This is a genomic window from Streptomyces griseorubiginosus (genome assembly GCF_017614965.1).
Classification (GTDB): Bacteria; Actinomycetota; Actinomycetes; order Streptomycetales; family Streptomycetaceae; genus Streptomyces; species Streptomyces griseorubiginosus_B.
Window position 1 is genome coordinate 15,950 of sequence record NZ_WVUG01000050.1, and the last position, 21,891, is coordinate 37,840.

Below are 21,891 nucleotides of genomic sequence, written 5' to 3' on the forward strand. Positions count from 1 at the left end.
CTCAGCTCACCACGTGGCTCGTACCTGGCGGATGATCCGCCGGCGCAGCCGCACCCTGCGGCTGCCGTCGCGCATCAGGCTGAGGCGGTCCAACTCCCAGTGTCCGTACTCGGCATGGTCCGTCAGCAGGCGTGTGGCTTCCTTGCGGGAGACCCCGCGAGGTACGTACACGTCGACAAATTCGTATTCCGGCATCGCATCTATTGTGCGGGCTGGGGCCCGGTACGGATAGCGTCTGCACTATGTCTGATGCTGCGCAGCCCACCGCTGCCGAGGTACGCGCCGCCGCCGAGGCGGTCAAGACCGCGCTCGACCGTCACCTGGCGGCGGTCGAACGCAGGTCGGGTGAGGACGACCCGGCTGTCTACGAGGCGTTCAACCAGCTGGCGGCGGCCGCCGAGGCGTACGACGAGCTGCTCTACGACCGTTACGACGAGGTGACCCCCTTCGAGATCCCCGGCGGAGACGACTCCCTGCCGCCGTACACGGGGCCGGAGGAGCCGAACGCGCTGAGCGTGCTGATCCGTCGCGACTACACCGTGGTGGAGCCGCAGCGGCTGCTGGCCCAGGCGCAACGGGTGGAGGCGGCGGACGAGGACAGTACGCAGGTCTCCGGCACGGTGCCGGGGGCGCTGGGGGTGCTCTTCGGTGAGTTCGAGCCGGACGAGATCGCCTCGCGGCACAAGGAGTTCGGGCTGGAGGAGGGCGACTCCACGCTGTGGGTGACGGCCGCGGAGGATCCCGCGGAGGCGGGGGAGTGGCTGGAGGCGCCGTTCGAGGGCGCCGATCCGCAGAGCGTGATCTGCCGGTTCGACGTCAGCGCGGTGTTCGACGACGAGATCGACGACGATCTCGAGGAGGACCTGGAGAGCGAGCTGGACGGCGAGCTCGACGGGGACGAGGATCTGGAGCCGCTGGACATCGATCGCTGAGGCTCCCCGCGACGGCGGCGGTCACGGATGATGCCGTGACCGCCGCCGTCGTATGCGCGCGGGCCTCGTCCGTGCGCGGGCGTCGTGTGCGCGCGGGCGTTTCTGCGCGGGCAGGTGTGACCGGTCAGCCGGACGTCGGCAGTTGGGTCGCCAGGAGGACGGGCAGGCGAGTCGTCCGCGGTTTGGGCGGGATCTCGGACACCGCCCTGGCCAGTGCCTGTTCCGCGCCGTGGACCACGGAGAGATGGCGGTCCGCCCGGCCGAACGCCGTGTAGACCCACGGTCGGTTCAGGGCTTGGGTCGCGTCCCCGGGGAGGACCACGACCACCGCCGGCCAGCGCGTGCCCACCGCCTGGTGCGCGGTGAGCGCCCAGCCATGGCGCACGGACTGCTCCACCCGCTCCTTCGGTACGACGACGGGGGTGCCCGCGCAGGACAGGTGCAGGCCGTCCGCGTCGGCCTTGACGACCCGGCCCGGCAGGGTGCGTCCGGGGGTGGGGGAATAGGCGACGCGGTCGCCCGGGTCGAAGCCGCCGAACCGGCCGGGGCCGGGGTTGAGGCGTTCCTTGAGCGCGGCGTTGAGGGCGCGGGTGCCGGCCGCGCCACCGTGGCCCGGCGTGATCACCTGGGTCTGCTCGGCCGGGACGCCGATCGCGCGCGGCACCGAGTCGGCGACCAGCTGGACGGTGCGGTGCACGGCCTCGCCGGCGTCCCGCACCGGCACGATCACGACCTCCTTGCCGGGCGCCTCGACCTGGTTGAGCTCCCCGACGCCGATGCCGGAGACCAGCTCGCCGAGGGGGCCCGGGTCCGGGGTCCGTGAGGCGACCTGCGGGCAGACCCGCGCGGCCAGCAGATCCGCGAACACCCTCCCGGGCCCGGCCGACCACAGCACCGACGGATCCCCGGACAGCACCAGCCGCGCACCGTCCGGCAGCGACTCGACGAGCAGGGCGGCGGTCTCCACGTCCAGCTGAGGCGCGTCGAGCACCAGGAGGAGGTCCAGGTCGAGCGCGCCGTCGGCATCCCGGCCGGGGCCTTCGGTCCCGGAGAAGAGGCCGGCGACGGTCGCGACCGGTGCGGCCTGCGGGGTGCCGGCGGCCGAAGCGGCGCCGCCGGGGGCCGACGCGTCGGGACCTTCCGCGGCGCCGCCCGCCACCGGACTGTCCGCGGCAGGCCCGCCCGCCGCACCGCACAACCGGACGAAGCGGTCGCGGCCGGTCGGTGTGTGGGCCGCCGCCCAGGCGCGCAGCCCGAGCGCGGTGGCCGTGCGCAGCAGCGCCGCCGGTTCGGCGAGGGACGCCTCGCCGCCGGTGTGCAGGACCAGGCCGTGGGCGGCGACGGCGCGGATCAGCTCGGCCGTGGAGCCCTTCGCCGAGGCCGCCGCGCCCTCCCACTCCTCGGCCGAACCGTCCTCCTTCGGCACGGAGTTGACCAGTCGGGCCAGACCGTCCGCGAGGCTCTCCTCGGCGAGGGCCAGGCGCTCCAGGCCGACGAGGACACGGACCGGCCGTTCCTCGCCCTCCTCGTCGTCCGCCGGTTCCGGCGCGCGCGGGTCCAGGGCGTCCTGGAAGACCAGCGCCTCGCCCTCCGCGACGGCGCTCTGCACGGCGGCGTCGGCGTCCGGCACGCTGCGCTGGGCCAGCGCTGCGGTGAGCGCGGGCATCTCCAGCGCCGTGTGTCCGGCGAGGGCCGCCTGCTCCAGCAGCCACCCCGTCAGCGCCCGGCCCCGCCGCTCGTCGTCCGGGCCGGCGTCCGCGCCCAGCAGCGCCCGCGCGAAACCGTCGGCCTGCTCCGGCCGTACACCGCCGACCCGCAGGAGCAGCCAGGGGTCCGCCCGCAGCCGCTCGTCCGCTGCCTCGCCGAGGGCGGCGGCGACCTGCGCCGCGAGCGCCTCGGGAGCGCCACCGGCGGTCAGCACGCCCCGTACCGCCTCGACGTTCTCCGCCGCGGGGGCCGAGGGCGCGGCGGCCTCCGGCGTCGGCTGCGGGCGCCGTACCGGTTCCGGCGCGGGCCTGCGCGGGGCGGGGGTGGGCTCGGTGAAGGCGGTGGCCACGGGCTTGGCGCCGCTCTCCACGGCCCGCACGGCGGCCAGCAGATCGGCGGCCTTGCCGCTCAGCTTGGCCCCGCTCTCGATGGGCCCCTTCTTCTCCGCCTTCCGCCGCTCGATCCGCTCCCGCTCGATCTCCTGAGCCGCCAACTCGGCCTCGGCCTCGGACAACCGGGCGCCGCTCTCCCCAGCGGCCTCCTCGGCGGTGCCGTCGGCCGCCGCCCCGGTCTCGCCCGGCTCCGCGGAGGCCCCGGGCGTGCTGTCCGCCGGTGTCTCGGGCGTGCCGTCCGCCGGTGTCTCGGGCGTGCCGTCCTCCCGTGTGCCGCCCGGTGTCCCCGGCTCGTTCTCCTCCGTGGTCTCGGGCTCCGTGCTCACAGCGTGCTCCAGTCGTGATCGGGATAGCGGTGCACGGGTGCCGACACATCGTCGAGCGCCCGGCAGATCTCGTCAGGAAGACTAAGGGCCTCCACTGACAATGCCGCCGTGAGCTGCTGCGCGTTGCGCGGACCGATGACGGGCGCGGTCACTCCCGGCCGGTCGCGGATCCAGGCGAGGGCGACCTGGAGGGGCGTCACGGCGAGCCCGTCCGCCGCCGTCTGGACGGCGTCCACGATCCGGCTCGCCGTGTCGTCGAGGTACGGCGCGACGAAGGGGGCCAGGTGCTCGGAGGCGCCGCGGGAGTCGGCGGGGGTGGCGTCGCCCCGGTACTTGCCCGTCAGCACCCCCCGGCCCAGCGGGGAGGACGGAAGCAGACCGATGCCCAGGTCCAGCGCGGCCGGCAGGACCTCGCGCTCCACGCCCCGCTGCAGCAGCGAGTACTCCATCTGCGTGCTCGCCAGCCGCGTCCGCCCGCCCGGCACCGCCAGCTGCCACGTCGCCGCCTTGGCCAGCTGCCAGCCGCAGAAGTTGGACACCCCGGCATAGCGGGCGCGCCCGCTGCTCACCGCCAGGTCGAGGGCCTGCAGGGTCTCGTCGAGCGGGGTGTAGGGGTCGAAGGCGTGGACGTGCCACACGTCGACGTAGTCCGTGCCGAGGCGGGCCAGTGAGGCGTCGAGGGCCGAGAGCAGATGGCCGCGGGAGCCGTCGACGCGGCGGTCCGGGTCCGGCACGCTGCCCGCCTTGGTGGAGATCACCAGGTCCCGGCGCGGGACCAGCCCTTCTATCAGGCGTCCGAGCAGGTACTCGGCCTCTCCGTCGCCGTACACGTCCGCCGTGTCGACGAGACTGCCGCCCGCCTCCCAGAAGGTCTTCAAGAGGTCCGCGGCGTCGTGCTCGTCGGTGTCCCTGCCCCAGGTGAGCGTGCCGAGTCCGATGCGGGACACGCGAAGGCCGGTACGGCCGAGATGCCTCTGCTCCATGAACGCCGACATTACTGGCCTGAACTGGCCGTGTGGGGGCCTGTGGACGACCAGTTTCCCAGGTCCGGCACCCCGCGTCGCCGCCACTGTGCGGGACGTGACACCCCATGCCCGCGCAAGCCGCGCTACTGTCAGCTCCACAGGGACGTTACTGATCGGTAAGGGGATCGGCATGCAGCTCGGGCTCAACCTCGGCTACTGGGGTGCCGGAATGGACGCGGACAACCTCGCGGTGGCCCAGGAGGCCGACCGCCTCGGGTACGCCGTCTGCTGGGCCGCCGAGGCCTACGGCTCCGACGCGGCCACGGTGCTCACCTGGGTCGCCGCCCATACCGAGCGCATCGACGTCGGCTCGGCCATCTTCCAGATCCCGGCCCGGCAGCCGGCGATGACCGCGATGACCGCGGCCACCCTGGACTCCCTCTCCGGCGGCCGCTTCCGCCTCGGTCTCGGCGTCTCCGGGCCCCAGGTCTCCGAGGGCTGGTACGGCGTCAAGTTCGACAAGCCGCTGGCCCGCACGCGTGAGTACGTCGAGATCGTGCGCAAGGCCATGAGCCGTGAGCGGCTGACGTACGAGGGCGAGCACTGGACCCTGCCGCTGCCCGGCGGCCCGGGCAAGCCGATCAAGCTGACCGTGCACCCCGAGCGCGAGTACATCCCGCTGTACATCGCCGCGATCGGCCCCAAGAACCTCGAGCAGACCGGCGAGATCGCCGACGGCGCCCTGCTGATCTTCCCCTCCGCCCAGCACCTGGAGGAGACGACCATCCAGTACCTGCGCGCCGGGCGCGAGAAGGCCGGCAAGACCATGGACGGGTTCGACGTCCACCCGACCCTGCCGCTCGCCCTCGGCGAGGACAAGGACGTGGCCACGCTCGCCGACGCCTTCCGCCCCTACACCGCGCTGTACGTCGGCGGCATGGGCAGCGCCAAGCAGAACTTCTACAACCAGCTCGCCCAGCGCATGGGCTTCGAGGCGGCCGCCGCCGAGATCCAGGAGAAGTACCTGGCCGGCGACAAGCAGGGCGCCGCGGCCGCGGTCCCGCACGAGCTGATCGACAGGACGACGCTGCTGGGCTCCGTCGACCGCATCGCCGACCGCATGAAGGAGTACGCGGCCGCCGGGGTCACCACCCTCTCCCTCAACCCCGCCGGCTTCACCCTCGACGAGCGCATCGCCTCACTGCGCGCCGGCACCGAGGCGCTGGAGCGCGCCGGGCTGGCCTGATGTCTCCACGGCCGTGGTGGGGGCTCGGGGGTCTTCCCCGCCACGGCCGTCACGGGGAACAACGCGCCGTCGCGCACGCGGTTACGCCCCGGACGTGACCCTGTCGCTCCTTCTTTTGGCGGAGTTGTCCCCCATAGCTGTTGCGATGCCCCTGTTGGGCTATTTGACTCGTTCTATGCTTTCGGCCAAGAGTCTGTTCCAGGAGATCCTCGACGACGACGCGTCCTTCGCGCTGTTCTGCTCCATCGCGGCCAGCGGGGAGTCCCAGGGCGGCTGGGAGAACGGCCGGATCGCGGCCCTCGTGCCGGAGAGCGAACGCGATCTCGCCCCGAAGATCGCCCGGCACGGCGCCGACGAGGACAAGCACGGGCGCATCTTCAAAGCCCTGATGAGGAAGCGCGGGCTCGAACCGGTCCCGGTGCCGCCCGAGACCGACTACACGATGCTCCTGGAGCGCCACGGCATCGGTCTCGCCCACGACAAGCTCAAGGCCGACGAGACCCTCACGGTGCACGACCTCGTCACCTACCTCTCCCACAGCCGGGTCACCGAGCAGCGCGCCTCCGAGCAGATGGAGCTGCTGCGCCGGTGCTTCGCCGACCACCCCGACATCGGCCGCGCCGTCAGGATGATCTCCAGCGACGAGGACAACCATCTCGCCTACTGCCACGAGGAGTTGCTGCGCCTCGCGCGCGCCGGTCACGGCCGCGCCATCCAGCGCACCCTGCGGGAGTGCGCCCTCGCCGAGATCCGCGTCTACCGGGACGTCAGCCTCGCCGTCATGGACCACATGGGACGCCTGCTCGGCTGGCCGCGGGCCAAGTCGGCGCTGCTCGCGGCCGGCATCCACGCCGTCTACGCCTACGAGCGGTTCGCGGGCTGGCGGCGCATGGTGAGCCTGCGGATGCCCGAGCGCCGCGACGCCCTCGGCGGACCGGCCACCGCCGCCGAGTTCGCCTGAGCTACAGCCAGCCCCGCTTCTTGAACGTCCGGTACAGCAGCCACTCCAGCGCGGCCATGACCAGGATCACCGCCGGGTACGACCACACCCAGTGCAGCTCGGGCATGTGGTCGAAGTTCATGCCGTAGACGCCCGCGATCATCGTGGGGACCGCGGCCATGGCCGCCCACGCGGAGATCTTCCGCATGTCGTCGTTCTGCCGGACGCTGATCTGGGCCAGATGCGCCGACAGCACGTCCGAGACCAGCCGGTCCAGGCCCTCCACCGTCTCGTTCACGCGCGCGAGATGGTCACCGACGTCACGGAAGAACGGCCGCGCCTTCTCGTTGACGAAGGGCACCGTGGCGCCGAACTGCCCGGTCCCCGCCAGCCGGTTGACCGGCAGCGCCAGCGGGCCCGTCGCCCGGCGGAACTCCAGCACCTGCCGCTTGAAGGTGTAGATCCGCGACGCGGTGTTGTGCGAGCCGCCGACGTCCGGGGTGAAGACCGCCGCCTCCAGCTCCTCCAGGTCGGTCTGCAGTTCGGTCCCCACCTCCAGGTAGTGGTCGACGACGGCGTCGCAGACGGCGTACAGCACCGCGGTCGGCCCCTTCCCGAGCAGTTCGGGCTCGTTCTCCAGCCGCTTGCGCACCGCCTTCAGTGGGGCACCCTCGCCGTGGCGGACGGTGACCACGAAGGAGTCACCGAGGAAGATCATGACCTCGCCGGTGGAGACCTGGTCGCTGTCCGGCTCGTACACGACCGGCTTGAGGACGAGGAAGAGCGAGTCGTCGTACACCTCCAGCTTGGGCCGCTGATGGGCGTTCAGGGCGTCCTCCACGGCCAGCGGATGCAGCCCGAACTCCTGGGTGACCAGGTCGAACTCGTCCTCGGACGGCTCGTGCAGCCCGATCCAGACGAACCCGCCGGCCGCCCGGGCGTCCGCCAGCGCGTCGGAGAGGTCCTCCGGGCCCTCCGTCCGCTGTCCGTGGGTGTAGATGGCGCAGTCGACGATCACGGAGCGTGTTCTCCCGTCCTCGTACGCCCGCCACGTGCGGGCGTATGCCTACCCTGGGCCGCATGCCCACGCTTCTCCTGGTCCGGCACGGACGATCCACCGCCAACACCGAGGGGGTGCTCGCCGGCTGGACGCCCGGTGTCGCCCTCGACGAGCGCGGCGCGGCGCAGGCCGCCGCGCTGCCCGGCCGGCTCGCCGCCCTGCCGATCTCCGAGGTCGTCACCAGCCCGCTGCAGCGCTGCCAGGAGACGATCCGGCCGCTGCTCGAGGCCCGGCCCGGACTCACCGTTCACACCGACGAGCGGATCGGGGAGTGCCACTACGGCGACTGGTCCGGCCGCAAGCTCGCCGAGCTCAAGGACGAGCCGCTGATGGAGGTGGTGCAGGCGCACCCCAGCGCCGCCGCGTTCCCCGGCGGCGAGTCGATGCGCGCGATGCAGACCCGCGCCGCCGAGGCCGTACGCGAGTGGAACGCGCGCGTGGAGCGCGACCACGGCGCCGGCGCCGTCTATGTCATGTGCTCGCACGGCGACATCATCAAGTCGCTCGTTGCGGACGCACTCGGACTTCATCTCGACCTCTTCCAGCGGATCTCCGTAGAACCGTGTTCCATCACCGCGATCCGTTACACCCGCCTCAGGCCCTTCCTCGTGCGGCTCGGTGACACCGGAGACCTCGCGTCGCTGGCGCCGCCCGAGGAGCCCCCGGCCGACGACGCCCCGGTGGGGGGCGGTGCGGGCGCACCGTGATCGTCGGGCGCAGTAGGGTGAAGCGGTTCACGCAGTCGCGCTCACACAGACGCCCCCGTACACACCGATCCCATGGAGACAGGACGTGTCCCGTCAGGTGTTCCTCTATGACCCGCCGGACCGCTTCGTGGCGGGCACGGTCGGGCTGCCCGGACGCCGTACGTTCTTCCTCCAGGCCACCGCAGGCTCCCGGGTGACCAGCGTGGCCCTGGAGAAGACCCAGGTCGCCGCCCTCGCCGAGCGCATGGACGAACTGCTCGACGAGGTCGTACGGCGCAGTGGCGGCAACGCGGCCGTCCCGGCCGTCGCACCCACCGAGATCTCCGACACCGAACCGCTGGACACCCCCGTCGAGGAGGAGTTCCGGGTCGGCACCATGGCCCTCGCCTGGGACGGCGAGGAACAGCGCATGATCGTCGAGGCGCAGGCCCTCGTCGAACTCGACGCGGACTCCGAGGAGGATCTCGCCGAGGCGGAGGAGCGCCTGCTGCAGGACGAGGAGAACGGGCCCCCGATGCTGCGGGTCCGGCTGACCGGCGCGCAGGCCAGAGCCTTCGCCAAGCGCGCCCTGGACGTCGTCAACGCCGGGCGGCCGCCGTGCCCGCTGTGCAGCCTCCCGCTGGACCCGGAAGGACACGTATGTCCGCGCCAGAACGGATACCGCCGCGGAGCGTGACGACCGACGAGCCGCTCGCCGACCTGCTCACCCACGGCGAGCTCACGGTGCGCGGCCGGATCCGCGACGCGTCCAACGCGGCCCTGTACTGCACGGTCACCCAGGACGGCCGGGAGGCCACCTGCGTCTACAAGCCGGTGGCCGGCGAGCGGCCCCTGTGGGACTTCCCCGACGGCACCCTCGCCCAGCGCGAGGTGGCCGCCTACGAGGTCTCCGAGGCGACCGGCTGGGGCCTGATCCCGCCCACCGTGCTGCGCGAGGGACCGTACGGCGAGGGGATGGTCCAGCTGTGGATCGAGGCGAGCCCCGAGGCCGACCTGCTGGCCCTGGTGGACGCCGAGGAGCCCGAACCGGGCTGGAAGGCCATCGGCTTCGCCGAGGTCGGTGACGGGAAGACCGCCCTCCTGGTGCACGCCGACGACGAGCGGCTGCGCCGGCTCGCGGTGCTCGACGCGGTGATCAACAACGCCGACCGCAAGGGCGGCCATCTGCTGCCCACCGAGGACGGCCGCCTCTACGGCATCGACCACGGAGTGACTTTCAACACCGAGAACAAGCTCAGGACGCTGCTGTGGGGCTGGGCGGGCGAGCCCCTGACCCCGGAGGCGATCGACGCCCTCAAGGGTCTCCAGGAGGCACTGACCGCCGAAGGAGCGCTGGCCGGGCGGTTGTCCGCCCTGATCACCGCCGCCGAACTCGACGCCACGCGCGCGCGTGTCGCCGTACTCCTGGAGACCGGCACGCACCCGGAGCCCTCCGGCGAGTGGCCGGCCATTCCCTGGCCGCCCGTGTAGGAGCAGACTGTCCGGTAAGGCGCAAGACCGCCTTACCGGCCATCCGGCCCGGTCCGGTTCGTATACGGAACATCCGTCCGGTTAGGCTCATGACATGCATGCCTGGCCCGCTTCCGAGGTCCCCGCCCTGCCTGGTCAGGGCCGCGACCTGAGGATCCACGACACCGCGACCGGCGGTCTGGTCACCCTCCAGCCCGGTCCCGTCGCCCGCATCTACGTCTGCGGCATCACTCCGTACGACGCGACCCACATGGGTCACGCGGCGACCTACAACGCGTTCGACCTCGTCCAGCGCGTGTGGCTCGACACCAAGCGGCAGGTTCACTACGTCCAGAACGTCACCGACATCGACGACCCGCTGCTGGAGCGCGCGCAGCGGGACAGCGTCGACTGGGTCGCCCTCGCCGAGAAGGAGACCACGCTCTTCCGCGAGGACATGACCGCCCTGCGGATGCTGCCGCCGCGGCACTACATCGGCGCCGTCGAGGCCATACCCGGCATCGTCCCGCTGGTGGAGCGGCTGCGCGACGCCGGTGCCGCCTACGAACTCGAGGGCGACATCTACTTCTCCGTCGGTTCCGACCCCCACTTCGGCAAGGTCTCGAACCTCGACGCGGCCGCCATGCGGCTGCTGTCCGCCGAGCGCGGCGGCGACCCGGACCGCCCGGGCAAGAAGAACCCGCTGGACCCGATGCTGTGGCTGGCCGCCCGCGAGGGCGAACCCAGCTGGGACGGCGCCTCCCTCGGCCCCGGCCGTCCCGGCTGGCACATCGAGTGCGTCGCCATCGCCCTCGACCACCTCGGCATGGGCTTCGACGTCCAGGGCGGCGGCTCCGACCTCGCCTTCCCGCACCATGAGATGGGCGCGTCCCACGCCCAGGTGCTCACCGGCGAGTTCCCCATGGCCAAGGCGTACGTCCACGCCGGCATGGTCGCCCTGGACGGCGAGAAGATGTCCAAGTCCAAGGGCAACCTGGTCTTCGTCTCACAACTGCGCCGGGACGGTGTCGACCCGGCCGCCATACGGCTCGCGCTGCTCGCCCACCACTACCGGGCCGACTGGGAGTGGACCGACCAGGTCCTCGAGGACGCCGTGCGCCGGCTCGGCCGATGGCGCGCCGCCGTCTCCCGCCCCGACGGGCCGCCCGCCGAGGCCCTCGTCGAGGAGATCCGCGAGGCCCTCGCGAACGACCTGGACGCCCCCGCCGCGCTCGCCGCGGTCGACCGCTGGGCCGCGCGGCAGGACGCCGAGGGCGGTACGGACACCGGGGCCCCCGGTGTCGTCTCGCGCGCCGTGGACGCCCTGCTGGGTGTGGCCCTGTAGCCACGCCCGGCACGGAGAAGGGGCGCTTCCCTCGCGGGGGAAGCGCCCCTCTCGTGCGGTGCGGCGCGGGTCAGAACCGCTGGATCCGTACGCTGCGCAGGATGTTGGGCGACTGGATGTCCCAGACGCCGATCACCTGGTGGCCGAAGGCGAACGCCTCCTGGATCTGCTGGTGCAGCTGCGGAACCGGGTCGTTCAGGACCCGGAACTGACCGTTGATGCGCAGGAAGACCTGCTGTGGCTGCCCCTGCTGCGGCTGCAGGACGTCGACGAAGCCGTTGGCCACGCCGGAGGCCAGGGACTGCGTCTGGACCTGCTGGACGACCTGCTGGAGGACGGCCTGCGCGAGCTGCTGGAGCTGCTGCTGGATCTGCTGCTCCTGCTGCTGGGCCTGCTGGTCGTGCGCTTGCGTCTCACCGTAGGGCTGTTGCTGCTGGCCGAGTTGCTGCAGCAGCTGCTGGAACGGCTGCTGCTGGCCGAGCTGTTGGAGCTGCGGCATCATGCCGGCCCCCGGCCATCCGGCGGACTGCTGCCCGAACGGCTGCTGCTGGCCGTAGGGCTGTTGCTGCTGGTGGGGCGATGTGCTCGGGAACTGCTGGCCCTGCTGTTGTCCCAGTTGGCTCATCTGCGGGGTGGTGCTCATGCGGTGTCACCTTCCCTGGACGGAGACTTGCCTTGACGGGTCGGTCATTCCTGAGGGACCTGGTCTTTCCCAGGGACCTCGTCCTTCCTGGGGGATGCGTCAGCCCGTGACGACCAGGCCGACGATCTCGTCGTCCGAGAACCACACCCGGACGTCGGGCCGCCCGCCCGCGAAGGCGGTGTGCACCGCCTGCCGGATCTCGGGGGACGGGTGGTTGAGGTTGCGCCAGGCGCCGGCCACGAACAGCCGGAGCCTGGGCGGGAGTTCGCTGGGATACGGCAGCAGCTCGTCCCAGTACCGCTCGGCCTGGCCCGAGCCGACCGCCTGCGGCAGCAGCCTGCCGACCGCCGCCCTGATGTCCGGCCGGTTGCCGATCCGCTGGGAGGCGGGCCGGCCCGGCGCGTCCTGCTGCGGGGAGCCCGTGGTCCGCAGCACCTCGCGCGCCCGCTCCGGGGACATCGGGGGCAGCGAGGCCGCCTTCAGCATGCCCTGCAGCGAGGCCAGCGCGCCGACCACCACCGCAGAGGCGGAGGACGTTCCGGAGAAGGTGTCCGTGTACCAGGCGATCTCCTCGGGTCCGCCCTGCAGATCGCCGGGCCGGTCCCAGAAGCCGCCGGTGGTGGTGACCTCGCGGCCCCAGCCCTGGGCGTCCAGCCGGGCGCCGTAGTTGGAGAACGCCAGCCGTGAGCGGTCCGGTCCGTGGTCGCGGCCGTGCGTACCGGGCGGCGGGGCGCCCGCGCCGACCAGGACGGCCCCGGAGGACTGGTTGGAGGGGTTGAACGGGTTGCGCCACCACTCCGGGAACTCGTCGGGGCGCCGCTCGTACACCGCGTCGTCCAGCGACTCGCCCCCGTTGTCGGCCGCCTCCACGACCAGGACGCCCCGCGCGGTGGCGTAGCGGATGGCCGCGAAGTCGTCCGGCCACCACTCGATCGCCACGTAGCCGCGCTGGTCGTCGCGCCCGGCGTACTCGAACCGGGGTCCGGGGCGGTGCAGTTCGACCAGGACGACGTCGCCGGGGCCGAGCCGGTCGGCCGCCGCGTGGATCGCGGCCGCCGTGCCGATGCCCTGGAAGGACGCGGCCGCGGTCGCCGCCTCCGGCACGATGCCGGTCACGCCCGACTCGCCCCGGTCACCACCGATCACGCCGATCACGGCGGTGCCGTGGTTGCGCCAGGCCAGGTCGGTCAGGGGCGTGCCGACCACGACGCCGGCCAGCTTGGCGGCCAGGTCCTCGTGGCCCAGCTGCCAGGCGCCCTCGACGTCGATGACGGTCACCCCCTGACCGGACCCACCGGGCCGCTGCCAGGCCCAGTGGGCGTCCACTCCCTCCGGCGCCGGACGCAGACAGCCCTGACGGCCGCTGAAGTCCGGAGTGACGGGGGCGCCCTCCTTGAGCCGGCGGTCGTCGTCCACCGAGGCGGGCACGGCGCCCGGTTTGACGTAGGCCGTGTCGATCCCCGGCAGCGCGGCGATCCGCGCCCGCAGCTCCTGCGCCCGGCTCCCGCCGCCCCGTACCCGGTAGAACAGCGTGAGGTCGGGGACGTCCGGCTCGCCCGGCGCGGCGGCCGACTGCTGCAGCCGCTCCTCGCTGCCGAACAGCGGCTCCAGCGTGAGCTGTTCGTCGCCGAGGAACATGTCGAGGGCGGAGACATCGGCACCGGCCGCCGAACGGACGCCCTCTGCCCTGGCCCGCAGCCGGGCCTCGGGACGGGCGACGACGATCAGTTCCTGCTCGGCTCCGCGATAGGTGAATCCCGCTCCGTCGGGGCCCGGCCCGGATGCTCCCGGGCCCTCGGCCGGCTGTACCTGGTCACTCATCGGTACCGCTCCCTTCGGTCCGTGCGAGTGCGCCGTCGCTGCACAACCAAGCACGCCCGGGGCGAGGCGTCCAGACCGTTTTCGCCAACTTCGTTTGAAACAAGTTGAATTGGGTAACGTGTGCAATCCGTCCGGAAACAGAGGTCACGGCCCAAACCGGCCAAAGGCTACGGACGGTCCCGCGGCGCCGTGGACACGAAAGGCAGTACTGCGGACACGAAAAAGGGCGGTGCGCCCGGCGCACCGCCCCTCTCCTCACTCCTCGGAGGACTCGTCGTCCTCGCCGCCCGGTTTCGGCGGCGTCGTCGGGGGTTTGGTATGGCCGTCCCGGCGCCGCAGATACCGCTCGAACTCGCGGGCGATCGCCTCGCCCGACGCCTCCGGCAGCTCCGCGGTGTCCCGGGCCTCCTCCAGCGTCTGGACGTACTCGGCGACCTCGCTGTCCTCGGCCGCCAGCTGGTCCACGCCGACCTGCCAGGCACGCGCGTCCTCGGGCAGCTCGCCCAGCGGGATGCGCACGTCGATCAGGTCCTCCAGCCGGTTGAGCAGGGCCAGGGTCGCCTTCGGGTTCGGCGGCTGCGACACGTAGTGCGGTACGGCGGCCCACAGCGACACCGCCGGTACGCCGGCGTGCGTGCAGGCCTCCTGCAGGACGCCGACGATCCCCGTGGGGCCCTCGTACTTGGTCTCCTCCAGGTCCATCCGCCGGGCCAGGTCCGGGTCGGACGTGGTCCCGCTGATCGGGACCGGACGCGTGTGCGGGGTGTCTCCGAGCAGGGCGCCCAGGACGACCACCAGCTCCACGCCCAGCTCGTGCGCGAAGCCGAGCAGCTCGTTGCAGAACGAGCGCCACCGCATGGACGGTTCGATACCGCGGACGAGCACGAGATCACGCGGCTTCTCGCCGCCGACACGGACGACGGACAACCTCGTCGTCGGCCAGGTGATCTTGCGTACTCCCGCGTCCATCCACACCGTGGGGCGGTTCACCTGGAAGTCGTAGTAGTCCTCGGCGTCCAGCGCCGCGAAGACCTCGCCCTTCCACTCCCTGTCCAGATGCGCGACCGCGGTGGAGGCGGCGTCGCCGGCATCGTTCCAGCCCTCGAACGCGGCCACCATGACCGGGTCGATCAGCTCGGGAACCCCCTCGAGCTCGATCACCCAGGCCTCCTTCCGACGTGCCCTCGCTTGACCCACCAACCTTACGGCGTCCGGCGGGGGCGCCCGCAGCCCCCTTGCACGGGGGAGTGAACGATCACTGCCCCGTCCGAGCCGCTCGAACACCCAAGATCGCCACCCCGGGCCACCCCGGCCCGGAAGCCGCTCAGAGCGTCGAGCGCAGCCACTGCTCCACGCTCGCGATGTGCACCGTCGCCCAGGAGCGGGCCGCCTCCGCGTCCCGGTCGTGCAGGGCGGCGAGGATCGCGCGGTGCTCGTGCAGGGTGCGGCTGACGGCGTCCTCCTGGGTCAGACCGCGCCAGATCCGGGCCCGGGTGGTGGGCCCCGACAGACCGTCCAGGAGGGAGCAGAGCACGGAGTTGCCGGAGCTCTGCACGATGCCCCGGTGGAAGTCCAGGTCGCAGGCGACCAGCTCCTCCACCGACGGCGTCTCGCCCAGCTTGTCCAACTGGGCCGACAGCGCGTCCAGTTGCTGCTCGCTGATCCGGGAGGCCGCCATCGCGGTCGCGGCCGGCTCCAGGATGCGGCGCACCGCGAGGAACTCCAGGACCGTGTCGTCCCGGTGGAAGTCGACGACGAAACTCAGCGCCTCCAGCAGGAGTTGCGGGTCCAGACTGGTCACGTACGTGCCGTCGCCCTGCCGCACGTCCAGGATCCGGATCAGCGACAGGGCGCGTACCGCCTCGCGCAGGGAGTTGCGGGAAAGGCCCAGTTCGGAGGCGAGTTCGCTCTCTTTCGGCAGCCGGTCGCCGGGGCGCAGCGCGCCGGAGACGATCATGCCCTTGATCTTCTCGATCGCCTCGTCGGTGACTGCCATGTCCGGCCTCCCTGTCGCTCCCGCATGCCGTAAAGACATCCGATGTCTTACGACGACATTATGGGGGTTCACCGGGCTGAAAGGGGGCGGCTCCGTCGGCGGGGAGCCGCCCCCTTCCCGGCGGGCCGGCTACTTCTTGTCGAGCAGGTCCTGCACCTTGGCGCGGACCTCGTCCGTGGCCAGGCCCCGGATCGTCAGCGTCGTGCGGCGGCGCAGCACGTCGTCCGGGGTCTCGGCCCACTCGTTGTCCCGGGCGTAGACGACCTGCGCCCAGATCTCCGGCGCGTCCGGGTGGACCCGCTCGCCCAGTTCCGGGTTGTCGTTCGCCAGGCGGGCGATGTCGAAGGCCAGGGAGCCGTAGTGCGTCGCCAGGTGCTTCGCCGTGTCGGCTGCCATCCGCGGACCCGGCGCCGGGTTGTCGACCAGCAGACGGTGGGCGACCGCGCGCGGGTTGGCGACACCGGGCAGCGGCAGCTTCTTCGGCAGGGAGGCGATCGGCTCGAAGTCGTCACCGAGCGGGGCGCCCGGCAGCGCCTCCAGCTTCTTCATGACCGTGCGGCCGATGTGCCGGAAGGTCGTCCACTTGCCGCCCGCGACGGACAGCATGCCGCCCCGGCCCTCGGTGACGACGGTCTCGCGCTTGGCCTTCGCCGTGTCGCCGGGACCGCCCGGCAGCACCCGCAGACCCGCGAAGGAGTAGGTGATCAGGTCACGGCTCAGCTGCTGGTCCCGGACCGAGAACGCGGCCTCGTCCAGGATCTGGGCTATGTCCTTCTCGGTGACCGCCACGTCCGCCGGGTCGCCCTCGAACTCCTCGTCGGTCGTGCCGAGCAGCAGCATGTCCTCCCAGGGGAGGGCGAAGGTGATGCGGTACTTGTCGATGGGGGTGGCCAGTGCCGCCTTCCACGGGGAGGTGCGCTTGAGGACGAGGTGCGCGCCCTTGGAGAGGCGGATGGACGGGGCCGCGTTCGGGTCCTCCATCCGGCGCAGGTGGTCCACCCACGGCCCGGTCGCGTTCAGCACCAGCCGGGCGTTGACGCCGAACTCGTCGCCCGTCGTACGGTCCCTCAGGTCCGCGCCGGTCACCCGGCCCTGCGTGAACCTCAGGCCGGTCACCTCGGCGTGGTTCAGCACGACGGCGCCCGCCTCGACGGCCGCGCGGACCGTCATCAGCGCCATGCGCGCGTCGTTCATCTGGTCGTCGCCGTACACCGCGACGGCCTTGAGGTTCTCGGTGCGCAGTTCGGGCACGTCCTGCGCCGCCTTCGCGGGCGACAGGAGGTGGCCGACGCCGTCACCGAACGCGGAGAGCGCGGAGTAGGCGAAGACGCCCGCCCCGAGCTTCGCGGCGCCGTGCGGCCCGCCCTTGTACACGGGGAGGTAGAACGTGAGCGGGTTCGCCAGGTGGGGGGCCACCTGGCGGGAGACCGCACGGCGCTCGAAGTGGTTCTCCGCCACCAGCTTCACCGCGCCGGTCTGCAGATAGCGCAGACCGCCGTGGAGCAGCTTGGAGGAGGCGGAGGAGGTGGCGCCGGCGAAGTCGCCGGCGTCGACCAGAGCCACCCTCAGGCCGGACTGCGCGGCGTGCCAGGCGGTGGAGATGCCCAGGATGCCGCCGCCGATCACAAGAAGGTCGTACGACGCCTTGGCGAGCTGCTCCCGGGTCTCGGCCCGGCTCGGGTTCGAGCCGGAGGCCGGGTGCGTCCCCAGGGCAGGCACGGACTGGAGGGTGGACTGACTGGTCATTTCGGGTTCTTACTCCTCATCAGAGCGTGCGAGAGCCGTCGGGAGCTCTCGTCAGCTCTCGTCGTCCTCGAGCCAGCCCATGGTCCGCTCGACGGCCTTGAGCCAGCTCTTGTACTCACGGTCGCGGGCGTCCGCGTCCATGCGGGGGGTCCACTCGGCGGCCCGGCGCCAGTTGGCGCGGAGGTCGTCGGTGCTGGTCCAGAAGCCGACGGCGAGACCGGCGGCGTAGGCGGCACCGAGGCAGGTGGTCTCGGCGACCATCGGGCGCACCACGGGCGCGTCCAGGAAGTCCGAGAGGGTCTGCATCAGCAGGTTGTTGGAGGTCATGCCGCCGTCGACCTTGAGGGCCGCGAGCTCCACGCCCGAGTCCTTGGTCATGGCGTCCGTGATCTCACGGGTCTGCCAGGCGGTGGCCTCCAGGACCGCACGGGCGAGGTGCGCCTTGGTGACGTACCGGGTCAGACCGGCGATCACACCGCGGGCGTCGGAGCGCCAGTACGGGGCGAACAGACCGGAGAAGGCCGGCACGAAGTAGGCGCCGCCGTTGTCCTCGACGGACAGGGCGAGCGTCTCGATCTCGGCGGCGGTGGAGATCAGGCCCATCTGGTCGCGCATCCACTGCACCAGCGAACCGGTGACGGCGATCGAGCCCTCCAGGGCGTAGACCGGCTTGTCGTCGCCGATGCGGTAGCCGACCGTGGTCAGCAGGCCCGAGTAGGAGTTGATGATCTTCTCACCGGTGTTCATCAGCATGAAGGTGCCGGTGCCGTACGTGGACTTGGCCTCGCCCTCGGAGAAGCAGGTCTGGCCGAACAGGGCCGCCTGCTGGTCGCCGAGCGCGGAGGCGACCGGGATGCCGCCGAGCAGCTCGCCCAGCTTGCCGCCGGTGACCTCGCCGTAGATCTCGGAGGAGGAGCGGATCTCGGGCAGCATCGCCAGCGGCACACCGATCGACTCGGCGATCTTCTCGTCCCACTCCAGCGTGTGGAGGTTCATCAGCAGGGTGCGGGAGGCGTTGGTGACGTCGGTGTAGTGCTTGCCGCCGTTGACACCACCGGTGAGGTTCCAGATGACCCAGGTGTCCATGGTGCCGAAGAGGATGTCGCCGCGCTCGGCGCGCTCGCGCAGGCCCTCGACGTTGTCGAGCAGCCAGCGGGCCTTGGGGCCGGCGAAGTAGGAGGCGAGGGGGAGACCCGTCTCGCGGCGGAAGCGGTCCTGGCCGACGTTGCGGCCGAGCTCCTTGCACAGGGCGTCGGTGCGGGTGTCCTGCCAGACGATGGCGTTGTGGACCGGCTCACCGGTGTTCTTGTCCCACAGCAGCGTGGTCTCGCGCTGGTTGGTGATGCCGATGGCCTTGATGTCGTCCCGGGTGATGCCGGCCTTCTGGATGGCTCCGGCGACGACCTCCTGGACGTTGGTCCAGATCTCGTTGGCGTTGTGCTCGACCCAGCCCGGCTTCGGGAAGATCTGCTCGTGCTCCTTCTGGTCGACGGAGACGATACGGCCGTCCCGGTCGAAGACGATGCAGCGGCTGGAGGTGGTGCCCTGGTCGATGGCGGCGATGAAGGGGCCGGCGGTGTGCGCGTCGGTCACTGTGTGCTCCTGGGGTTCCGTGAGTTAGGGGGAGGGTCTACCGAGTTGCTTTAAGCAAAAGCGACGTTGTAGATGCCTGCAGCGATCGCGCCGCCGATGAGCGGACCGACCACCGGGATCCAGGCGTAGCCCCAGTCGGAGCCGCCCTTGTTGGGCAGGGGCAGAAGGGCGTGCACGATGCGCGGGCCCAGGTCACGGGCCGGGTTGATCGCGTAGCCCGTCGGTCCGCCGAGGGAGAGACCGATCGAGACGACCACGAGCGCGGTGATCAGGGCGCCCAGGGTGCCCAGGCCGTTGCCCTTGTCGTTGAGGCCCTGGGTGAGGACCGCGAGCACCAGCACCACGGTGCCGATGATCTCGGTGGCGAGGTTCTGCCAGACGACCCGGATCTCCGGACCGGTGGAGAAGATGCCGAGCACGGGGCCCGCGCCCTTCTCCTGCGCCTCGACGGCCTTGGCCGCGGTGGCCTGCGCGCCGGGACCGCCGACGATCTCCCGGTCAGTCAGGTGCGCGTGGAACTGGCCGTAGTAGGCCACCCAGACCAGGGTCGCACCGATCGCGGCGCCGAGCAGCTGCCCTGCCCAGTAGACCGGGACGTCGCTCCAGTCGCCGTCCTTGATGGCGAGCGCGAGCGTCACGGCCGGGTTGAGGTGGGCGCCGGAGAGCGGCGCCGAGGTGTACACGGCCGTCAGTACGGCGAAACCCCACCCGAAGGTGATGGCGAGCCAGCCGGCGTTACGGGCCTTGGAGGCCTTCAGCGTCACGGCGGCGCAGACGCCTCCGCCGAGCAGGATGAGTATGGCGGTACCGATGGTCTCGCCGATGAAGATGTCGGAGCTGGACACCCGCGACTCCTTTGTCCTTCGTCCAGGGGACCGAACCCCGGGTCCCTCCGGAGGTTCGAGCTGCCCTCGGGGATGAGAGCGGTGTCGGCCCTTGGCGTTGTCACACTCTAACGCGTATTGCCGGTAGGTGTTCGACAATGCCGACCGATGGACGGGAGTCTTGCCGGGGCGTTACGTGCTCGTCAAGAGTTCTGTTGTCGAAAGCACGGCCGAAAACCCGATCGTTACTGATTGCCGCGAACAGTCGATCTTGCAGGTCAGATGGGTACTGGCGAGTAACAACAAGGGCCGGGGCACACCACCGTGCCCCGGCCCTCGCTCATCTCTGCTCGCACAGACGTACGACAGGCGTACGGCAGACGTAAGGCAGCCGTACGACCCCTCAGAAACGCCCCGCCCCCAGGTCCCGCGAGACCGCGCGGGCGCAGTCCCGCACGGCCGCGATCAGCTCCGGACGCAGCTCCCCGTCGCGGCGCAGCCGCTCCACCGCACCGGTGATGCCGACCGCGCCCACCGGCATCCGCCGCCGGTCATGGATGGGCGCGGCGACCGACGCCACGCCCTCCCAGGTCTCCTCGACGTCCGACGCGTAGCCACGCGCGCGCGTGATGTCGAGGATGTGCTCGAAGTCCTCCAGGTCGCACGTGGTGCGCTCCGTGAACGGCTTGCGGTCGGCCTCGACCGCCTCGCTGTGCGCCACCGGGTCGTACGCCGACAGCACCTTGCCCAGAGCCGTGGAGTGCAGCGGCTGCATCGCCCCGATCTCCAGCACCTGCCGGCTGTCGTCGGGCCGGAAGACGTGGTGCACGATCAGCACGCCCTGCTGGTGCAGCACGCCGAGATAGACGCTCTCGCCGCTCGACCGCGCCAGGTCGTCCGTCCACACCAGGGCGCGCGCCCGCAACTCGTGCACATCGAGATAGGTGGTGCCCAGGCGCAGCAGCTCGGCGCCCAGCTGATAGCGCCCGGAGGCGTCGTCCTGCTCGACGAAACCCTCGGCCTGCAGGGTGCGCAATATGCCGTGGGCGGTGCCTTTGGCGAGGCCGAGCGACGAGGCGATGTCCGAGAGGCCGAGCCGTCGCTCGCCGCCCGCGAGCAGCCGCAGCATCGCGGCCGCCCGTTCGAGCGACTGGATGTTCCGTGCCATCGCCGTCCTGCCTCCGTCCCCTTCGACAGCCGAGTTACGGCGCCGCTGCCGCTGTTCGGCAATGTCGAACACTACCGGTCGATGACGACCCACCGCTAATGGTCGGTAGACATCTGTTGCGTCACCGGTGTCCCGTCGGTGACCTGCCGCCATCCTGGTCCGTCCCGTGGACTGACCGACCATCCCGGACGGGACCCGGCTACCCTGGCGGCGTGCGCCCTCCCTGGGAAGACCCGGGGAACACGCAAAGCCGACAGCCGTCGCACTCAAGGGAGCCCCTTTCATGGCCTCGTCGCCACTGACCCCTTCCGCCGACAGCCGGACCCGTGCGTCCGCGCTCCGTGAGGCCCTCGCCACCCGGGTGGTGGTGGCCGACGGAGCGATGGGCACCATGCTCCAGGCCCAGGAGCCCACCCTCGAGGACTTCCAGAACCTCGAAGGCTGCAACGAGGTCCTCAACGTCACCCGCCCCGACATCGTCCGTTCGGTCCATTTGGCCTACTTCGACGCGGGCGTCGACTGCGTCGAGACCAACACCTTCGGCGCCAATCTCACCGCGCTGGGCGAGTACGACATCGCCGAACGCGTCGCCGAGCTGTCCGAGGCCGGTGCCCGGATCGCCCGCGAGACGGCGGACGAGTTCGCCGCCCGGGACGGCCGGCAGCGCTGGGTGCTGGGCTCCATGGGCCCGGGCACCAAGCTGCCCACCCTCGGCCACACGACCTTCGGCGCCATCCGCGACGCCTACCAGCAGAACGCCGAGGGCCTCCTCGCCGGCGGTGCCGACGCCCTGCTGGTGGAGACGACCCAGGACCTGCTGCAGACCAAGGCATCGGTCATCGCCGCTCGCCGGGCGATGGAGACCGCGGGCTACGAGGTCCCGCTGATCGTCTCCGTGACCGTCGAGACGACCGGCACGATGCTGCTGGGCTCGGAGATCGGTGCCGCGCTGACCGCGCTGGAGCCGCTGGGCATCGACATGATCGGCCTGAACTGCGCGACCGGCCCGGCGGAGATGAGCGAGCACCTGC

At 71.6% G+C, this 21,891-nt stretch carries 20 protein-coding genes; 8 read left to right on the plus strand and 12 right to left on the minus strand.

Annotated elements, in window-relative coordinates:
• Positions 1-6 precede the first annotated feature (6 nt).
• Complete coding sequence (locus tag GRC12_RS12785) at positions 7-195, minus strand: DUF5703 family protein (protein ID WP_046732800.1); 189 nt, start codon at positions 193-195, stop codon at positions 7-9.
• Between the two features lie 47 nt (positions 196-242).
• Here GRC12_RS12785 and GRC12_RS12790 point away from each other — a divergent pair, with 47 nt between their 5' ends.
• A complete protein-coding gene (locus GRC12_RS12790) occupies positions 243-932 on the plus strand; it encodes a hypothetical protein (RefSeq protein WP_208779351.1) in 690 nt (229 codons plus the stop codon).
• Between the two features lie 124 nt (positions 933-1,056).
• On the opposite strand, the gene GRC12_RS12795 is transcribed toward GRC12_RS12790, so the two are convergent.
• Both GRC12_RS12795 and GRC12_RS12800 read right to left on the minus strand, forming a co-directional pair.
• On the minus strand, positions 1,057-3,357 hold the full coding sequence (locus GRC12_RS12795) for a helix-hairpin-helix domain-containing protein (RefSeq protein WP_208779352.1): 2,301 nt from the start codon (positions 3,355-3,357) through the stop codon (positions 1,057-1,059).
• A complete protein-coding gene (locus GRC12_RS12800; protein ID WP_208779353.1) occupies positions 3,354-4,340 on the minus strand; it encodes an aldo/keto reductase in 987 nt (328 codons plus the stop codon). The genes GRC12_RS12795 and GRC12_RS12800 overlap by 4 nt, the downstream gene beginning before the upstream one ends.
• 172 nt (positions 4,341-4,512) lie before the next feature.
• On the opposite strand from GRC12_RS12800, the gene GRC12_RS12805 reads away from it, so the two are divergent.
• Together GRC12_RS12805 and GRC12_RS12810 are read left to right on the plus strand one after the other, a co-directional pair.
• Positions 4,513-5,568: an LLM class F420-dependent oxidoreductase gene (locus tag GRC12_RS12805; protein ID WP_208779354.1), complete on the plus strand. Its 1,056-nt coding sequence runs from the start codon at positions 4,513-4,515 to the stop codon at positions 5,566-5,568.
• A gap of 175 nt (positions 5,569-5,743) precedes the next feature.
• Positions 5,744-6,529 (plus strand): ferritin-like domain-containing protein, encoded by a 786-nt coding sequence (locus GRC12_RS12810; protein WP_208779355.1) that lies wholly within the window; start codon positions 5,744-5,746, stop codon positions 6,527-6,529.
• Between the two features lies 1 nt (position 6,530).
• On the opposite strand, the gene corA is transcribed toward GRC12_RS12810, so the two are convergent.
• Complete coding sequence (corA, locus tag GRC12_RS12815) at positions 6,531-7,526, minus strand: magnesium/cobalt transporter CorA (RefSeq protein ID WP_208779356.1); 996 nt, start codon at positions 7,524-7,526, stop codon at positions 6,531-6,533.
• A 62-nt stretch (positions 7,527-7,588) separates the two neighbouring features.
• Between corA and GRC12_RS12820 the strand changes: the two genes are divergently transcribed.
• From GRC12_RS12820 to mshC, 4 genes are all read left to right on the plus strand, one after another.
• Positions 7,589-8,275 (plus strand): histidine phosphatase family protein, encoded by a 687-nt coding sequence (locus tag GRC12_RS12820; RefSeq protein WP_133047160.1) that lies wholly within the window; start codon positions 7,589-7,591, stop codon positions 8,273-8,275.
• Positions 8,276-8,360: 85 nt separating this feature from the next.
• Complete coding sequence (locus tag GRC12_RS12825; RefSeq protein ID WP_133047159.1) at positions 8,361-8,951, plus strand: DUF3090 domain-containing protein; 591 nt, start codon at positions 8,361-8,363, stop codon at positions 8,949-8,951.
• A complete protein-coding gene (locus tag GRC12_RS12830) occupies positions 8,915-9,745 on the plus strand; it encodes an SCO1664 family protein (RefSeq protein ID WP_208779357.1) in 831 nt (276 codons plus the stop codon). Before GRC12_RS12825 ends, GRC12_RS12830 begins: the two co-directional genes overlap by 37 nt.
• 94 nt (positions 9,746-9,839) lie before the next feature.
• On the plus strand, positions 9,840-11,069 hold the full coding sequence (gene mshC / locus GRC12_RS12835) for a cysteine--1-D-myo-inosityl 2-amino-2-deoxy-alpha-D-glucopyranoside ligase (protein ID WP_208779358.1): 1,230 nt from the start codon (positions 9,840-9,842) through the stop codon (positions 11,067-11,069).
• Positions 11,070-11,139: 70 nt separating this feature from the next.
• Here the strand turns inward: mshC and GRC12_RS12840 are convergent, their stop codons facing one another.
• From GRC12_RS12840 to GRC12_RS12875, 8 genes are all read right to left on the minus strand, one after another.
• Positions 11,140-11,712 (minus strand): hypothetical protein, encoded by a 573-nt coding sequence (locus tag GRC12_RS12840; protein ID WP_208779359.1) that lies wholly within the window; start codon positions 11,710-11,712, stop codon positions 11,140-11,142.
• A 99-nt stretch (positions 11,713-11,811) separates the two neighbouring features.
• Positions 11,812-13,533: a S8 family peptidase gene (locus GRC12_RS12845; protein WP_208779360.1), complete on the minus strand. Its 1,722-nt coding sequence runs from the start codon at positions 13,531-13,533 to the stop codon at positions 11,812-11,814.
• Positions 13,534-13,788: 255 nt separating this feature from the next.
• The gene (locus GRC12_RS12850; RefSeq protein WP_208779361.1) at positions 13,789-14,694 is read right to left on the minus strand and encodes a PAC2 family protein; all 906 of its coding nucleotides are present in this window, start codon (positions 14,692-14,694) and stop codon (positions 13,789-13,791) included.
• A 163-nt stretch (positions 14,695-14,857) separates the two neighbouring features.
• Complete coding sequence (locus tag GRC12_RS12855) at positions 14,858-15,529, minus strand: FadR/GntR family transcriptional regulator (protein ID WP_133047153.1); 672 nt, start codon at positions 15,527-15,529, stop codon at positions 14,858-14,860.
• Positions 15,530-15,658: 129 nt separating this feature from the next.
• Positions 15,659-17,275: a glycerol-3-phosphate dehydrogenase/oxidase gene (locus tag GRC12_RS12860; RefSeq protein ID WP_208779362.1), complete on the minus strand. Its 1,617-nt coding sequence runs from the start codon at positions 17,273-17,275 to the stop codon at positions 15,659-15,661.
• Positions 17,276-17,326: 51 nt separating this feature from the next.
• Entirely contained in the window at positions 17,327-18,868 is a 1,542-nt protein-coding gene (gene glpK / locus GRC12_RS12865) for a glycerol kinase GlpK (protein ID WP_208779363.1), read from the minus strand.
• Between the two features lie 50 nt (positions 18,869-18,918).
• On the minus strand, positions 18,919-19,713 hold the full coding sequence (locus GRC12_RS12870) for an MIP/aquaporin family protein (protein ID WP_208779364.1): 795 nt from the start codon (positions 19,711-19,713) through the stop codon (positions 18,919-18,921).
• A 382-nt stretch (positions 19,714-20,095) separates the two neighbouring features.
• On the minus strand, positions 20,096-20,860 hold the full coding sequence (locus GRC12_RS12875) for an IclR family transcriptional regulator (protein WP_133047149.1): 765 nt from the start codon (positions 20,858-20,860) through the stop codon (positions 20,096-20,098).
• Positions 20,861-21,143: 283 nt separating this feature from the next.
• Here GRC12_RS12875 and GRC12_RS12880 point away from each other — a divergent pair.
• Positions 21,144-21,891 (plus strand): homocysteine S-methyltransferase family protein (locus tag GRC12_RS12880; RefSeq protein ID WP_208779365.1); only part of this gene is annotated, 748 nt, incomplete at its 3' end.

Coding starts and splice junctions, on each gene's coding strand:
- GRC12_RS12790 (WP_208779351.1), top strand. CDS start 243: ATGTCTGATGCTGCGCAGCCCACCGCTGCCGAGGTACGCGCCGCCGCC.
- GRC12_RS12820 (WP_133047160.1), top strand. CDS start 7,589: ATGCCCACGCTTCTCCTGGTCCGGCACGGACGATCCACCGCCAACACC.
- GRC12_RS12875 (WP_133047149.1), bottom strand. CDS start 20,860: ATGGCACGGAACATCCAGTCGCTCGAACGGGCGGCCGCGATGCTGCGG.
- GRC12_RS12845 (WP_208779360.1), bottom strand. CDS start 13,533: ATGAGTGACCAGGTACAGCCGGCCGAGGGCCCGGGAGCATCCGGGCCG.
- GRC12_RS12860 (WP_208779362.1), bottom strand. CDS start 17,275: ATGACCAGTCAGTCCACCCTCCAGTCCGTGCCTGCCCTGGGGACGCAC.
- GRC12_RS12840 (WP_208779359.1), bottom strand. CDS start 11,712: ATGAGCACCACCCCGCAGATGAGCCAACTGGGACAACAGCAGGGCCAG.
- GRC12_RS12800 (WP_208779353.1), bottom strand. CDS start 4,340: ATGGAGCAGAGGCATCTCGGCCGTACCGGCCTTCGCGTGTCCCGCATC.
- GRC12_RS12785 (WP_046732800.1), bottom strand. CDS start 195: ATGCCGGAATACGAATTTGTCGACGTGTACGTACCTCGCGGGGTCTCC.
- mshC (WP_208779358.1), top strand. CDS start 9,840: ATGCATGCCTGGCCCGCTTCCGAGGTCCCCGCCCTGCCTGGTCAGGGC.
- GRC12_RS12830 (WP_208779357.1), top strand. CDS start 8,915: ATGTCCGCGCCAGAACGGATACCGCCGCGGAGCGTGACGACCGACGAG.
- GRC12_RS12810 (WP_208779355.1), top strand. CDS start 5,744: ATGCTTTCGGCCAAGAGTCTGTTCCAGGAGATCCTCGACGACGACGCG.
- GRC12_RS12855 (WP_133047153.1), bottom strand. CDS start 15,529: ATGGCAGTCACCGACGAGGCGATCGAGAAGATCAAGGGCATGATCGTC.
- GRC12_RS12805 (WP_208779354.1), top strand. CDS start 4,513: ATGCAGCTCGGGCTCAACCTCGGCTACTGGGGTGCCGGAATGGACGCG.